The organism is Pseudomonas sp. B6001 (assembly GCF_013386015.1).
Classification (GTDB): domain Bacteria; phylum Pseudomonadota; class Gammaproteobacteria; order Pseudomonadales; family Pseudomonadaceae; genus Aquipseudomonas.
Map to the genome: position 1 here is coordinate 178,140 of NZ_JACAOX010000017.1, position 14,139 is coordinate 192,278.

Annotated in this window: 13 protein-coding genes; 4 read left to right on the forward strand and 9 right to left on the reverse strand. The window is 62.5% G+C overall.

All coding sequences use genetic code 11. The annotated features are described in order from the left end of the window. Window positions 1–118: 118 nt before the first annotated feature. Window positions 119–1,663 (forward strand): nitric oxide reductase transcriptional regulator NorR, encoded by a 1,545-nt coding sequence (gene norR / locus HX821_RS18185; protein ID WP_087692812.1) that lies wholly within the window; start codon window positions 119–121, stop codon window positions 1,661–1,663. Between the two features lie 56 nt (window positions 1,664–1,719). Here the strand turns inward: norR and HX821_RS18190 are convergent, their stop codons facing one another. Next, window positions 1,720–2,631: a DMT family transporter gene (locus HX821_RS18190; protein ID WP_008435625.1), complete on the reverse strand. Its 912-nt coding sequence runs from the start codon at window positions 2,629–2,631 to the stop codon at window positions 1,720–1,722. A gap of 137 nt (window positions 2,632–2,768) precedes the next feature. Between HX821_RS18190 and HX821_RS18195 the strand changes: the two genes are divergently transcribed. Beyond that, a complete protein-coding gene (locus tag HX821_RS18195; protein WP_177036192.1) occupies window positions 2,769–3,644 on the forward strand; it encodes a helix-turn-helix domain-containing protein in 876 nt (291 codons plus the stop codon). A 135-nt stretch (window positions 3,645–3,779) separates the two neighbouring features. Here the strand turns inward: HX821_RS18195 and dacB are convergent, their stop codons facing one another. From dacB to HX821_RS18235, 8 genes are all read right to left on the reverse strand, one after another. Beyond that, window positions 3,780–5,240 (reverse strand): D-alanyl-D-alanine carboxypeptidase/D-alanyl-D-alanine-endopeptidase, encoded by a 1,461-nt coding sequence (gene dacB / locus HX821_RS18200; protein WP_177036193.1) that lies wholly within the window; start codon window positions 5,238–5,240, stop codon window positions 3,780–3,782. A 58-nt stretch (window positions 5,241–5,298) separates the two neighbouring features. After that, window positions 5,299–6,333, reverse strand: a complete 1,035-nt coding sequence (locus HX821_RS18205) for a YncE family protein (protein ID WP_177036194.1) — start codon at window positions 6,331–6,333, stop codon at window positions 5,299–5,301. Continuing rightward, window positions 6,333–8,759, reverse strand: a complete 2,427-nt coding sequence (locus tag HX821_RS18210) for a TonB-dependent receptor (RefSeq protein ID WP_177036195.1) — start codon at window positions 8,757–8,759, stop codon at window positions 6,333–6,335. Before HX821_RS18210 ends, HX821_RS18205 begins: the two co-directional genes overlap by 1 nt. 109 nt (window positions 8,760–8,868) lie before the next feature. Then, window positions 8,869–9,804, reverse strand: coding sequence for a glutathione S-transferase family protein (locus HX821_RS18215; protein WP_177036196.1), 936 nt, complete (start codon window positions 9,802–9,804; stop codon window positions 8,869–8,871). A 75-nt stretch (window positions 9,805–9,879) separates the two neighbouring features. Further along, window positions 9,880–10,155 (reverse strand): GIY-YIG nuclease family protein, encoded by a 276-nt coding sequence (locus HX821_RS18220; protein WP_003216354.1) that lies wholly within the window; start codon window positions 10,153–10,155, stop codon window positions 9,880–9,882. 36 nt (window positions 10,156–10,191) lie between these two features. Beyond that, on the reverse strand, window positions 10,192–10,662 hold the full coding sequence (locus tag HX821_RS18225; protein ID WP_008435632.1) for a nuclear transport factor 2 family protein: 471 nt from the start codon (window positions 10,660–10,662) through the stop codon (window positions 10,192–10,194). Between the two features lie 100 nt (window positions 10,663–10,762). Beyond that, window positions 10,763–11,398 (reverse strand): response regulator transcription factor, encoded by a 636-nt coding sequence (locus tag HX821_RS18230; protein ID WP_003216351.1) that lies wholly within the window; start codon window positions 11,396–11,398, stop codon window positions 10,763–10,765. Window positions 11,399–11,598: 200 nt separating this feature from the next. After that, a complete protein-coding gene (locus tag HX821_RS18235) occupies window positions 11,599–12,333 on the reverse strand; it encodes a response regulator (protein ID WP_003216349.1) in 735 nt (244 codons plus the stop codon). A 504-nt stretch (window positions 12,334–12,837) separates the two neighbouring features. On the opposite strand from HX821_RS18235, the gene HX821_RS18240 reads away from it, so the two are divergent. Then, window positions 12,838–13,467 (forward strand): DUF1120 domain-containing protein, encoded by a 630-nt coding sequence (locus HX821_RS18240; RefSeq protein WP_087692818.1) that lies wholly within the window; start codon window positions 12,838–12,840, stop codon window positions 13,465–13,467. 44 nt (window positions 13,468–13,511) lie between these two features. Beyond that, a complete protein-coding gene (locus HX821_RS18245) occupies window positions 13,512–14,129 on the forward strand; it encodes a DUF1120 domain-containing protein (RefSeq protein WP_166742204.1) in 618 nt (205 codons plus the stop codon). The last annotated feature ends 10 nt before the right edge of the window (window positions 14,130–14,139 follow it).

The window sequence follows — 14,139 nt, forward strand, 5'->3', positions numbered from 1 at the left end:
CCCTTTACTACTCAGTATTCATGCCAACTAATAAATCCTTATAAATCAAATGCTTAATATTAATGTAGTCAGTATGACTTCCTACGCTATATAGTCACTATGACTACAAGGAGTCATTATGACTGCGAAGCCGCTGCTCACCACCCTGCTGCCCCTGGTCGCCGACCTGTCCCGCGAGTTGCCCGAAGGCGAGCGTTACCGGCGTCTGCTCCAGGCCATGCGCGCCCTGCTACCCTGCGACGCGGCCGCCCTGCTGCGCCTCGACGGCGAATGGCTGGTGCCGCTGGCGGTGGATGGCTTGAGCACCGACACCCTCGGCCGGCGCTTCAAGGTCAGCGAACATCCGCGTTTCGCCGTGCTGCTCAGCAGCCCCGGCCCTACCCGCTTTGACAGCGACAGCGAACTGCCCGACCCCTATGACGGCCTGGTGGATGGCCTGCACGGGCATCTGGAAGTCCACGACTGCATGGGCTGCCCGCTGTTTGTCGACGACCGGCCCTGGGGCCTGCTGACCCTCGACGCCCTGGATACCGAGCGCTTCGAACGGGTGGAACTGGACGCCCTGCAAGCCTTCGCCAGCCTCGCCGCCGCCACCGTCAATGTCGCTGAACGCATTGAACGCCTGGCCCTGCGTGCCGAAGACGAACACCAGCGCGCCGAAATCTACCGCCAGGCCAGCGGCCAGCAGCACAAGGAAATGATCGGCCAGAGCAAGAGCCACAAACGCCTGGTGGAAGAAATCAACCTGGTGGGTGGCAGTGACCTGACGGTATTGATCACCGGCGAGACCGGCGTGGGCAAGGAGCTGGTGGCCCAGGCGATCCATGCTGCATCAAACCGCGCCGAGAAACCGCTGATCAGCCTCAACTGCGCCGCCCTGCCGGAAACCCTGGTGGAAAGCGAACTGTTCGGCCACGTGCGCGGGGCGTTTACCGGCGCGCTCAACGAACGCCGGGGCAAGTTCGAGCTGGCGAATGGCGGCACGCTGTTTCTTGATGAAGTGGGCGAGTTGTCCCTCACCGTGCAGGCCAAGCTGCTGCGGGTGCTGCAAAGTGGCCAGTTGCAGCGCCTGGGGTCTGACAAGGAGCATCAGGTGGATGTGCGCCTGATCGCTGCCACTAACCGGGATCTGGCCGAAGAAGTACGCAGCGGCCGCTATCGTGCCGACTTTTATCACCGTTTGAGTGTGTACCCGCTGCAAGTCCCGGCACTGCGTGAGCGCGGTCGCGATGTGCTGTTGCTGGCGGGCTTTTTCCTTGAACAGAACCGCTCACGCATGGGACTGGGCAGCCTGCGCCTGACCAGCGATGCCCAGGCGGCACTGCTGGCTTATACCTGGCCGGGGAATGTGCGCGAACTGGAACACTTGATCGGCCGCAGCGCCTTGAAAGCCCTGGGTAACTGCCGGGAGCGCCCGAAGATTCTCAGCCTCAGCGCGGCGGATCTGGACTTGCCGAACGCCACCGCGCCACCGCTCGAAGCGCAGCCCGACCCCGTGCCGGACGTCACCGGCGACCTGCGCCTGGCCACCGAGAACTACCAGCGCCAGGTCATCAGCGCCTGCCTGGAACGCCACCAGCACAACTGGGCCAGTGCCGCCCGCGAGCTGGGCCTGGACCGGGCCAACCTGGGACGAATGGCCAAGCGCCTGGGCCTGAAGTAATGAACGGTGATTCTCGGGTAAAGGAGATCAAATGTGGGAGCTGTCGAGCCCCCACACTAAACCTGCTTCGCCTTGTAGATTGGATTGATCGGCGCGCCAGCCTTGGGCTTGCGAAACACCAACACATTCCCCAGCATCACCAGCACCAACCCCGCCAACGCCGGCGCCGTCCACTGATAGCCCTCGGCAAACGCCGAGACGTTTAACGCCACCACCGGGAACAGCACGGTGCAATACGCCGCCCGCTCCGGCCCCATGCGCCCGACCAGGGTCAGGTAGGCGGTAAAGCCAATCACCGAACCCGGGATCACCAGGTACAGCAGCGAACCGATGTACCGGCTGTTCCATTCCATGTCGAACGGAATGCCCTGCACCGCGCAGTACATCGCCAGCATCGACGCACCATAGGCCATGCCCCAGGCATTGGTGGTCAGTGGCTTGAGGCCCGCCTTCTGCTGCAGGCTCGACAGCATATTGCCCGCCGAGAAACACATGGTGCCGAGCAATGCCAAACCCAGGCCGAGCAAGGTTTGCGGGCTGGCGGTGTGCCCCACCAGTTCCGGCCAGAACAACAGCCCGAGGCCGAGCAAGCCAAGGCCGCCGCCCATCAACACATTGCGTGCGACCTTCTGCCCGAAGAACACCCGGGCGTTCAGCGCGTTCCACAAGGTGGCCGTCGAGAACACCACCGCCACCAGGCCGCTGGGAATCCACTGGCTGGCGGTCAGGAAGCACATGAAGTTGACGCAAAACAGGCACAGGCCCTGGGCCAGGCAGATCAGATGCCCGCGCCGGTTCATCACCTGCAGCTTGCGGCTGAGCAGCAGCATCACGAACAGCACCAGCGCCGCGAGGCCAAAGCGATAGACGATGGACACCGGAATCGCCACCACGCCCAGTTGCCACTTGAGGGCAATCCAGGTGGTGCCCCAGATCAATACGGTGAGTAAATACAGGAAAAGGTTCATGGCGGGCTCCGAGGGTTGAGCCACAGTTTCGCCCCTGGCGGCACCAGGTCTCTTGCACATTCTTGCGCTTTTGTCGGCTGCCGGGATCACAGCCGCCGCCGCGGGGAGTAGGATGCAAGCCGTCAGAGAGTACGAATATGCCGCCACTGGAAACCCTGCAAGTCTTTCAATCCCTCAACCGCTCGCCCAACGCTCGCCTCGAGCTGTGCGCCGAGCTCGGTGACGGCTTGTCTGCAGCCTTGTGGAGCAACCATCACGACGCCCAGGATTACGAAGCCCCCGAGCACCACACCTTGTCCTGCTACATCGGCGGCGGCACCGGCACCTTTCGCCGCGACCAGCCCGGCACCAAGGGCGGCCCGGACAAGCTGTGCATCCTGCCGGCCGAGCATCAGTCGGCCTGGGTGATCAACGGCGAAATCCGCCTGGCCCACGTGTATTTCAGCCCCGAGCAATTCGCCCTGGGCTGCGTCACCTTGCTGGACCGCGAACCCCGCGAGTTGCAACTGCGCGAGAGCACCTTCCTCGACGATGCGCGGCAGGCCCGGCGTTTTCACCAGTTGATCGGCCTGAACTGGAAAGAGCCCGGCGAACGCCTGCTGACCAGCAGCCTGGCCCATGAAATGCTCAGCCATACCTTGCTCAGCCAGGTGGGGATGCGCGAGGGTTTGCGTTTGAAAGGCGGGCTGGCCGCCCACCAGCGCCGGCAACTGGTGGAGCACATCGACCAGCAGCTGGCAGAGCCGATCAGCCTGGGGCAGTTGGCAGGCTTGTGTGCGTTGTCGGAGTACCACTTTGCGCGGATGTTTCGCGAGAGTTTTGGACTGCCGCCCCATCAATATCTGCTGGCGCGGCGCCTGGCCCGCGCCCGGGAGTTGTTGCGGGGTGGGTCGTTGCCGCTGGGCGAGATTGCCCTGGCGTGCGGGTTTTCCAGTGCCAGCCACTTTACCAACCGGTTCCGCCAGGCGATGGGCGCCACCCCTGGTGAATACCGGCAGGCGTTCCTGCCTTGAAATGCAATCTGCCTGACAGCACAGGGCCAATGTGGGAGCGGGCTTGCTCGCGAAAGCGGTGTGACAGTCAACACATGTACTGACTGAACCAGCGCATTCGCGAGCAAGCCCGCTCCCACCTTTGATCTTCGGTGCTCAATAGTCCGTGCTGTTGGCCAGTGCCGTGGCCAGGCGGTTTTCCAGCGCCTTGACCCGCGCGCCTGCGACCACGTAATTGTTGGTCACCATCGAAAACACCAGCTTGCGCCCATTGGCATCGGTGACATACCCGGTCAACGACGACACGCCGCTCATGGAGCCGGTCTTGCCGTGCAGGTTGTTTTCCGCAGCGCTGCCCCGCAGGCGGTAACGCAGGCTGCCGCCCACCAGTCGCTGCGGATTACCGGCAACCGGCAACGCGTTGTACCAGGCGTTGAACCAGGGCTGTTTGCTGGCGGCCAGCAGCACATCCGTGAGGTTCTGCGACGACACCAGGTTACGCCGGGATAACCCCGAACCGTCCACCTGGTTCAACGTCGCCGTATCAATCCCCTGACGCTTCAGGAACCCGGCCACCGCCGCCACACCGGCAGGCGCCGTACCGGCATTCACGGTCTTGCGCCCCATGCTCTTGAGCAAGGCTTCAGACATGTTGTTATTGGAAAGCTTGAGCAACGGCGTGATCAGTTCCTGCAACGGCGCCGACTCATGCAGCGCGAGCACCGTCGCCGTGGTCGGCGTCACACCCCCGATCATCCGACGCCCCTGCACGACAATCCCCTGCTGCGCCAAGGCCTGTTCAAACAGGTTGGCCACCAGTTGCGTCGGCTCCCACACACTGACCAGTTGCGGGCTCTGCCTGCCCGGCGCCAGCGCGCCACTGAGGCGCAACAGGTTGGTGCCGTGCTGGCGATTGATTCCATAGCTGTTGCCTGTGCCGCTGACCGCACGGTTGCTGAGCTGCACGTAATCGGTAGCCGGGCTGATCTCCACCGTCACCGGGCGCCCTGCCACGACCGGCGCCCTGGCCGTGACCAGCAGGGAGCCCGCATCAAAGTCGTCATTGGGCGATACCGTCAGCGCCGAAATCTGCGCGCCGTAGTAGGTGCTTTCATCGTCCTGGGACCAGTCGGTGCCCAGGCGCTCGGCGTCGAAGAACGTGTCGTCGAACACCAGGTCGCCCCGCACCTGCCGGATGCCCTGCTGCGCCAGGTTGGCCGCCAGCGCCTGGTAATCCGCCCACTGGATCGTCGGGTCGCCCAGGCCGCGCAGGTAGAGGTTGCCGTCAAGCACCGCGCCCTGGCGGATGCCGTCGCTCAACAGTTGCGTGGAAAACCGATACTGCGGCCCCAGCACATCCATCGCCGCCGCAGTGGTCAACAGCTTGAGGCTCGAAGCCGGGCTCAGCCGCGTACGCGGGTTGTGCTGGTAGAGCGTGTTGCCGCTGCGGGCATCGCGCACCATCAGCGACACGCTGGCGCCGTGCAGTGCCGGGTCGGCCAGCAACTGGTCGAGGCTGGCGCTGGTGGAGGTTTTCGGCGCCGTGGCGCAACCGCCCAGCAACAAGCTCAAGCCCAGCAGCAGCCCGCCGGTGTGTGTCCATCGTCCCAACCGCATAAACCTGGTAGTCCTTGAATTTCGAGAGTGCGCAGCTTGTGGAATTCCTCCCGGTCAATCAAGGCCCGTAGGTCGTGACGGAAAACGTATTGGCATGAAACAGCGGGTCCGGCTTGGGCTCGGCCTTGCTCGGCGCCGGCTGGGTAAAGTCCATGGCCGGCAGGAATACCCGCTGGCTCGCCGGGTCGAACGCCATGTTGTAGGCCATCGGCAAGGTGCTGACGCTGGCGCGTACGGCGTAGTGGTCGGCATCCGTTTGATCCACCAGCGTCAGGTTGGCATCGACGCCACTGGGGATCAGCAAGCGCCGGTGCTGCTCGTCGTAGGCCAGGGCGTTGACGTCGCGGGTGATCGGCAGCTTCGCCTTTACTTCACCGGTTTTCCGGTCGGCAACGATCAACACCGGCACTTCACCGCGACACGCCACAAACAGTCGCTGGCGCGCCACGTCCTGGGCCAATGCGCTGGGCTTGGGGCAACCGGCAAACTGCCAGGTGTCAAGCAACGCAAAGGTGGTCGCCGAATAGCGGGCGACCTTGCCTTCATCGCGCATCGGCAGGAAGAAGCTGCCGTCGCCCTTGATCAGCAGCGGGTCGATTTTCTTCACCGCCAGTTCATGGGCGCCGGTGATTCGTTCCTGTTTCGGGTCGAATTCAAACAGCGTCGAACGATCCGCCCGACGCCCACTGACAATAATCACCTTGCCCGTCGATGGCTCGTACACCGCGCTGTTGAGGTTGCTTTGCGCCACCGGGATGCGCTTCAGGAATGTGAGTGTGGATAACTCCACCACACTCAGACTGCCGTCGGTGTTGAGCACGAATACCCGGTCTACCTCAGGCACGAACACCACGCCGTTGGCGCCTTCGGACTGCGCCACCGTCTCGACCAGGCGCTGCTGTTTCACATCAAACACGCTCAGGCCGTTTTCCCGGCGGGCCAGGAACAGATACGGCCGGGTCGGGTCCAGCCCGACAAAGCCCCAACTGTGGCCGGAGCCGGGCAATGTCACCCGGTGTTCGCGATGGTAGGTCGAGTCATCAGCCGATGCCGCGCCGCTGATCAACAGTGCTGCCAGTAACCAGTGTTTCATCAGAACTCCAGGGTGCTGGAGACGGACACCTGCCGCGCATCGCCGATGGACACGAACTGGGTGTTCACGGCCGAGGTGTAATAGGTACGGTCAAACAGGTTCTTCACGTTGAGCTGGAACTTGACCTTCTGCCCCTCGATTTTAGTGTCATAGGTGGCGAACGCATCGGCCACGGTGTAGCCCGGCAGTTCGAAGCTGTTGGCCGCGTCCCCTGCACGCTCGCCGACATAACGTGCCCCGGCGCCGACCCGCAGTTGGTCGCCACCGAGAATGCTGCCGAAGTCATACACCGCCGACAGCGAGCCAGTGTTCTTCGCCACGTTTTGCAGGCGATTACCTTTGTATTCCGGGTCTTCGGTAACCTCTGCATCGGTGTAGGCATAGCTGCCGATCACGCTCCACTTATCCGTCAGTTGGCCGCTGGCATCCAGTTCCAGACCACGGGAGCGCACTTTGCCGGCGACGCTGTAGACCGAGGTCAGGCCATCGCCGACCTGCACCAGCACGTTGCGTTTTTCGATGTTGAACAGGGCGGCGCTGGCGGTGATGCGCCCCGGTATATCGAGCTTGGTCCCCAACTCCCAGGACTTCGACTGCTCCGGCTCAAGGCTGCCATCCAGCACACTTTTGTTCGCCAGCGGTGCGATGGTGGAGTTGGGCTTGAACGACTCGGTGTAGCTGCCATAGAACGACAGCTCGTCAGTGTAGCGGTACACCAGGCCCGCGCGTGGCACCCACTTCTGGCCATTGCCGTCGGTGTTGGCGGTGAACGGGACACCCTTGCCGGCGTATTGGTCGTACATCTGATAACGCGCGCCACCCACCAGGATCCACTGGTCGGTGAGGTGGATCGCATCCTGCAGGAACAGCGAGTCGCTGCGCAGCAGGTCCGTCTGGTTGCTGTCCGGCGCGCTGACGGTGGTGCCCGCCACTTCATTGCCATAGACCGGGTCGTTGTAGTTGAACGTGCCACGGGGCGCCTGGCGGATCAGGTCGGCCCGGTAGATCTTGCGGTATTCGTCATCCAGGCCGAAGGTCAGGTCGTGCTGCATGCCTGCGACGTTGACCTTGCCTTCAAGGCTGGCGGTGGCGAAGCGGTCGGTGGTCAGTGCGCCCTGGGTGCCGTCCATGCTGCGGGTCAGGGTGCCATTGGCGTTGACCTTGACCACACGCACCTGGCTGGCGTCGTAGGTCTCGCGGTTCCAGCTGTAGCCGAAGTGGGCTTTCCAGTCGTCATTCAAATCGTGGTCGGCCTCGAAGCGGTACAGGTCGGAGCGGCCTTCCATGTTGTTGAAGGGCTCGTCCAGGCGGCGAGTCGACGGGATGTTGAGCGGGTGGTTGGTCTTGGGGTCGATGGCGGTGCCCCGGTCGAACGGCGAGAGAAACTCCCGGTGCTCATAGGCAAACAACAGCTTGGTGTTGTCGCCGTACCAGGCCAGCGACGGTGCGATCAGGCTCTCGCGGTGAGTGCCGTAGTTGCGCCAGTAATCTTCGTCTTCGTGATCGACGATCAAGCGGTACGCCAACCCGCTGTCACCGATGGGCCCTGTGGTGTCGAGGTTGCCGCCGCTGCCGTTCTTGCCGTCGCCAAAGGTCGAGCCGCGCACGGTCAGCGAGGTGGATTGGATCAGCTCGGGTTTCTTGCTGACGATATTGACCACGCCGCCCGGATCCTGGATGCCATACAGCAACGACGACGGGCCCTTGAGCACTTCGACGCGCTCGGCGGTGGAATTCAGCGCGCGGCCCTGCACCAGCGGCATGCCGTCCTGCATGATCGAACCGTTTCGGTTGTCACCAAAACCCCGCAGCATCACCGCGTCCTGGGTGCTGCCCAAGGTGTTGGCCTGGGTGATGCCACTGATGTTGGTCAGGGCATCGTCGAGGTTGCGCGGCTGTTGATCGCGCATCACCTGGGCCGGTACAACGTTGACAGTCTGTGGGGTTTCCAGCAGCAGGCCGTGGGAACGCATCACCGAACTGGTAGGCGGCGGTTGATAGCTGGTGGTATCCGAGGCCAGGGCGGCACCGTTGATGGTGGTGGCGCCGAGGTTCAGCGCGCCGTCGGTGGGCAGCGGTTCCAGGGCCAGGGTGCGGGCGTCGATCTGGCGGAAGGTGAAGCCGGAATTACCCAGCAGGCGTTGCATGGCCTGGGCCGCACTCATCTGCCCGGTGATGGCCGGGGCCTTGATGGCGTACGGCGCTTCGTCGGTGTAGACCACGCTGATGCCGGTCACCCGGGTGAAGTCGCTCAAGGCCTGGGGCAGCGGCTTGGCGGCCAGGGCAAAGTTGAACAGCGTGCTCTGCTGCTGCGCCTGCGCCGCCTGCGCCACGCCCAGGGGCAACAGCGCCAGCCCCGAAACTGCCAATACCGAGGCTCCCAGCCAATGTTTAACCGAACCCGCCGACGTTGCCCTGGACTTCATGCTTGAGAACCCGTGTGTAAAAACGCTGTTAATGCGAATTAATCGCAGTTTCAAGCACTACACGGATGGCCGACAGGTTTACCTCACACCGATTTGAAAATAATTTCAGTCACGCCGGTTGGATCCGAAATCCGAAGCGCGGAACGTGCACATGCACGGTGCCGGCGCGGTCATCGGTGCGCCGCAGAATCAGCTCTTCGCGGCCGGCAAACAGCAACTCCCCGGCCACCGGATCGGTGCCGTAGTCGGTGGCGCTGATGGTCACTTGCTGGCCGGGCTTGAAGCCGTTCGGGTCTTCGAAGATTTCTTCCGGCAGGTTGGCCGGCGTGGCATTGCGCGCGACTTCCAGGGCTTGCTCGGCACTCATCTGGCTCGACGTGCCATGCCCGAAACCCAACACCCGGGCGAGCCAGGCGGCCACCGCAGGATAGGTTTCCACCAGCGGCGAGGTGACCGACGATCCCATGAGGAACCACAACGGGTGCGCCAGGGCGAAGTCGGCAATCGACGGCTCGCCGAACAGGAAGTCGCCCTGCTGGTGCTGCAACTGCTGATTGATACGACCGATGATCACCGGCCATTGATGCTTGGCCTGATCCAGTTGCACACGGGTGGCCGTGCCGCCACTGAACAATTTGCTGCGGTCGGCCACCAGCACCTGGAGCATTTCCGGCGGCACTTTGGCGAACTTGACCGCCAGGGATTCCGGCTGGAACACCAGGCTCACGGCATGGGAGAACACCGTCGAATCAGCCCAGGCGGCGAAGCTTTGGCTGACCAGTTCCAGGCCTTGGGGAAACAGCGCCGGCACGGACTTTTCCTGCTCCAGGCGGCGGGCGATCAGTGCGGTGTCGCAGTAGATATCGGCGCTCACCTGCAACACCGGGGTCTTGCGATAACCACCGGTGAGGGCCGTCAAGTCAGGCTTGGGCATCACCGGCGAGATGTGCACCGAACGCCAGGACAAGCCCTTGAAGCCCAGCAACAGGCGGGCTTTTTCGGCAAATGGGGATTGCGGGTAGTGGTGGAGGATCAACTCAGTCATGCCAGGCTCCGCTCAATGAGTGAGCGTCCAGCTTAGCCTGCAAACCCGGCAAAGGCGCGCATGGGAACCTATCAGTCAAACTGATGGGCCGATCGCCGCCAGGCACTCCTTGGCGCTTTTCTTGAGTTTCTTGATCAGCCGTTCCTGGCGCAGCGCCTCGGCCTTGCTGATGCATGCCTCGGTGTACACCAGCGCCACGGCTGGGCTCGAGAGGAAAAACCGTGCGCCCTTGCCACTCTGGTGCATGGCAAAGCGGCGCACCGGGTCATTGCTGATACCGCAATAGAGCGAGCCATTGGCGGCGCGCACCAGGTAGACAAACCACGGTTTGGCTTCAGAAGGAGTCGTCACGGATCAATTCGGCAAACCAAAGGAACGCCAATCTTATCAACGACTGGCCTGGAACGCCTTCAACCCTTTCAGCGCCTGGGCCCGCACGGCGTTTTTCACCAGCGGCGTCCAGCCCAGCAACAGGCCTTTGGTGCCCAACGCCTGCCGTGACCAGCGCCACAGGTCAAAGTGGTCGTGGTGCTCGCAGATCTTGCCGTCGCGAAACACAAAGCGCGCCCGGATGTCGTTGACCACGGTGTTGCCCGTCGCGCTGAACAGGTAGGTCGCCACCCAATGGGCGCTGCCGGTGATTTCATCGCTGCGCACACTGTCGAAGGTCAGGGAAAAGTCCTTGGCCCGGGTGGTCAGCATGCGCCACATGTCGCCGGCATCACGGCCACGCAGTTCACCGAATGCCGGGTCGCTGAACACCACGTCGTCGCTGTAGCAGGCGCTCATGGCCTCGGCATCCAGGCGCTGGAAGGCACTGTAGAACTCGGTGATCAAGGCGTTATGGGCGTCGCTCATGGGCAGGTTCCGCAAAAGAAGTTGGGATGGCCGGTACGATAATCCCCAAGGCCGGGGAACACTACTGGCATCAACGCCAGGAATACCTCATCCCGTCCCTTCAGGGCACCATTCCGCTGCTGCGAGCATAGTGGAACAAATCCACATCGGTGGAGATACACAGCCGGTTCATCGCGGTACTTTTCTGTTTGCTGATGGTGGAGATGCTGCGATTGACCCGCGCGGCAATCTGGCTGACGGTCATGCCGCTGGCCAGCATGCGCACCACTTCGCGTTCCTTGCCCGACAGTTGCGGCGGTTGTGATTGATCGCCCGTGCCGGCCTGCACCAACTGGGTCCGCAGGGACTCGCTGACGAAGGTCTTGCCCTCGCAGACTTCCTTGATGGCCGTGGGCAACTCCTTGGCCGACGCACTCTTGGCGACAATGCCTCGGGCGCCCTCGGCGAACGAGGCACGCAGGGTGGCGATATTGGCGAACATCGTCACCAGGATCACCGGCACCCCGGGGTATTGGCGTTGCAACAAGCCCAACAACACATAGCCGTCAGCCTGCTGCCCGCCCGGCATGGCGAAGTCCGTCACCAGCACATCGCAAGGGGTGCTGCCCAGTACCCGCAGCAGCTCATCCGGGCCGTTGGCCTCACCGACCACCTTGCACTTGCCGTTGGCCTCGATCACCACCTTCTGCCCGATCCGAACAATGGGATGATCGTCAGCAATAATTACGCGAAGCATAGAAATCCATGAGTGATGGCAAATTGATTTGCGCAAAATAACCCTGTCCGTCCCGGGCAACAACCGCCCACCTGGGAGCGGTTTTCAATGGCGTCCCGTGTTCTTAAGCGGGTGATTTTTTACCTACAACAAAAAAGGAAACCACCTACAAACTAAGCCCACAGACAGAGGTAATACCCCCTACAGAATCGCTGAAAATGTCATAAATCTGTCAAATAGCGCAGATACACCAGCAGGTCTTGGTCGAACCGCTGCAATGCCCGCCTGTTGCACCGGATCCCGTGCTTGCGCACCTGTTCGATCAACTCCCCCGCACAGCGATCCAGCTCAGTCTCGCCAAAAAACGCCAGGCTTCCCGCCAGGCGATGCAGGCAGTCGACCAATGCATGCGGGTCGACGATGCGGCAAGCCTGTACCAGGCCGGCGTAATCAGCCTCGGCCTCGCGCACCAGGGTGCGCAACATTTGGTTCACCACCTGTTCATCGCCAAATGTCCTGATCAGTTCGGCACGAGTCGGCCAGTGCGCCCCGGCGCAGGCTGTGGCAGGCGGGTTCGTACTGGCGCCCGGCGGCTGTGGCAGCCACTGCTCCAGCACCCCGCGCAATTGTTCCAGGGTCAGCGGTTTGAGCAGCCAGGCATCCATGCCGGCCTCAAGGCAGCGGCGCGCATCGTCCGCAGAGAGTTTGGCGGTCAAGGCAATGATCGGCACACGCGGTCGGCTGTGTACGGCCTCTCGCCGCCTGATCTCACGAGCCATGCTATAGCCATCCAGCACCGGCATGCGGCAATCGCTGATCACTAGGTCGAAATGCCGCAGGGCGATGGCGGTCAACGCGGCCTGCCCGTTGCACACCAGTTCGTGATCGACTTCGAATTTTTGCAGGAACCAGCCCATCAAGGCGCGATAGGCCTGATGGTCCTCGACGATCAGCACGCTCAGGTGCTTCCAGTGAACAGGAGGACTGCGCCATGGCACCGTTTGCTGCCTGGGGGCGTCGTCAGCAAACACGCTTGGCGTCATGGCCACCTCGATATCGGCGCCGACCTGCCAGGGCCATCAGACGGCCCTGGCATATCGTCTAGTGAGGGTGCGCTTGACGGTGATCCTTAACCCATCCGCCTGGCACCCATTACCGAATCAAGCTATCCACATGAATACCACTCTTGCGATACAAGAACTACGAAAAGACAGTTTTTCCTACAGCTCCGCCCACCTATTCCGACTTGACGCAGGCGAGCTAGAGGGATAGCGGATTGTCGTAATTCTTGTATTTCCCCTCCTCTCCCCCGGCGCTAAATTGCGCCCCACCCCAAGAGGGCAATCCGCCAACTCACCTGGCGGCCAACTATCCGAACTGACCCGACGCCCAACCGCGCCTCTTTCTGCGCTGCGGTGAGCTGCACCCGTCAGTTGATCCAACACCGAGACAATACAACCATGAACAAGCACCTGATCGCCGTCGCCAGCGCCCTGCTGATCACTGGCACCGCCCCCGCCTTCGCCGCCAGCACCGTGGACCTGACAGTCAAGGGCATCATCACCCCGAATGCCTGCACGCCGAGCCTGTCCAGTGGCGGGGTCATCGACCACGGCAAGATGTCGGCCAAGGACTTGAACGCCACCCAGATCACCCTGTTGCCGAAAGTCACGCTGCAAATGACCGTGACCTGCGATGCGCCGGTGATCTTCGCCCTCAAGGCGACCGACAACCGTATTGGCTCCGGCAGCGGCAGCGGCTTCGGGCTGGGCTTTATCAACGGCACGCAAAAGCTGGGTTCCTATAGCTTGACCCTTGGCGCCAACGGTAGCCCGCCCCAGGCCGACGGCGAAACCGTGCAAGCCATCGGGTCTTTCGACAATGGCGTCACCTGGGAGCGTTGGAACAGCTTTGAAACCGGCACCTATCTCTCGGTCGCCACCCTGGCAGACGCCAGCACCCCGCGTGCCACCCAGCAACTGGTCACCCCCGTGGCCTACAGCGGCTACATCAACCGCACCGACGGCCTGGACCTGAGCAACGAAGTCAATATCGACGGCTCGGCCACCATTGAAGTGCTCTACCTGTAACCCACCTTCGCCCCTGACCTGCAACCAAAAGGTGCTGCTCGATGATGAATTCCTCACCCGCTGTCTTTCTCGCCACGTTGCTGCTGGCCCCCACCGTCCTGGCCGCCAGCAGTACCGACTTCGCCGTCACGGGCACCATCACACCCAATGCCTGTGAACCCATGCTCTCCGGCGGAGGCGTGGTGGATTACGGAAAAATGCCGGCCAAGGAACTCAACACCGACAGCCCGACCTCACTGCAGCCGCAGACCATGCAAATGGAAGTCCTGTGTGAAGCGCCAACGTTCATCGCGCTGAGCACGATCGATAACCGCGCCGGCACTTCGGCAATTAACGACTACTGGCATGGCCTGGGGCTGACGGACAGTGGCGAAAAACTTGGCGCCACCGCATTCGGCCTGCTCAACCCGGTCGCGGACGGCGTCACGGTCAAGACGATCAACTCGACCGATGGCGGGGTGACCTGGCTCCCGTCGATTTACCTGGGCCACTACACCCAGACCTCGGTCGCCACCAACGGCGGTGCGAACACCCCGATTGCGATACGGCAATTCAGTGCCGACCTGCGCGTGTACACGATGGTCGACGGCACCGACCGCCTGACCGTGCTCGACGAAGTGCCGCTGGACGGCCATGCCACCGTGCAACTGAAGTACCTGTAACCCTTTATTC

Excerpts from the sequence above, each read along its gene's own strand:
- HX821_RS18190 (WP_008435625.1), bottom strand. The coding sequence starts at position 2,631 with ATGAACCTTTTCCTGTATTTACTCACCGTATTGATCTGGGGCACCACC.
- dacB (WP_177036193.1), bottom strand. The coding sequence starts at position 5,240 with ATGCGGTTGGGACGATGGACACACACCGGCGGGCTGCTGCTGGGCTTG.
- HX821_RS18205 (WP_177036194.1), bottom strand. The coding sequence starts at position 6,333 with ATGAAACACTGGTTACTGGCAGCACTGTTGATCAGCGGCGCGGCATCG.
- HX821_RS18210 (WP_177036195.1), bottom strand. The coding sequence starts at position 8,759 with ATGAAGTCCAGGGCAACGTCGGCGGGTTCGGTTAAACATTGGCTGGGA.
- HX821_RS18245 (WP_166742204.1), top strand. The coding sequence starts at position 13,512 with ATGAATTCCTCACCCGCTGTCTTTCTCGCCACGTTGCTGCTGGCCCCC.
- HX821_RS18195 (WP_177036192.1), top strand. The coding sequence starts at position 2,769 with ATGCCGCCACTGGAAACCCTGCAAGTCTTTCAATCCCTCAACCGCTCG.
- HX821_RS18215 (WP_177036196.1), bottom strand. The coding sequence starts at position 9,804 with ATGACTGAGTTGATCCTCCACCACTACCCGCAATCCCCATTTGCCGAA.
- HX821_RS18230 (WP_003216351.1), bottom strand. The coding sequence starts at position 11,398 with ATGCTTCGCGTAATTATTGCTGACGATCATCCCATTGTTCGGATCGGG.
- HX821_RS18225 (WP_008435632.1), bottom strand. The coding sequence starts at position 10,662 with ATGAGCGACGCCCATAACGCCTTGATCACCGAGTTCTACAGTGCCTTC.
- norR (WP_087692812.1), top strand. The coding sequence starts at position 119 with ATGACTGCGAAGCCGCTGCTCACCACCCTGCTGCCCCTGGTCGCCGAC.
- HX821_RS18240 (WP_087692818.1), top strand. The coding sequence starts at position 12,838 with ATGAACAAGCACCTGATCGCCGTCGCCAGCGCCCTGCTGATCACTGGC.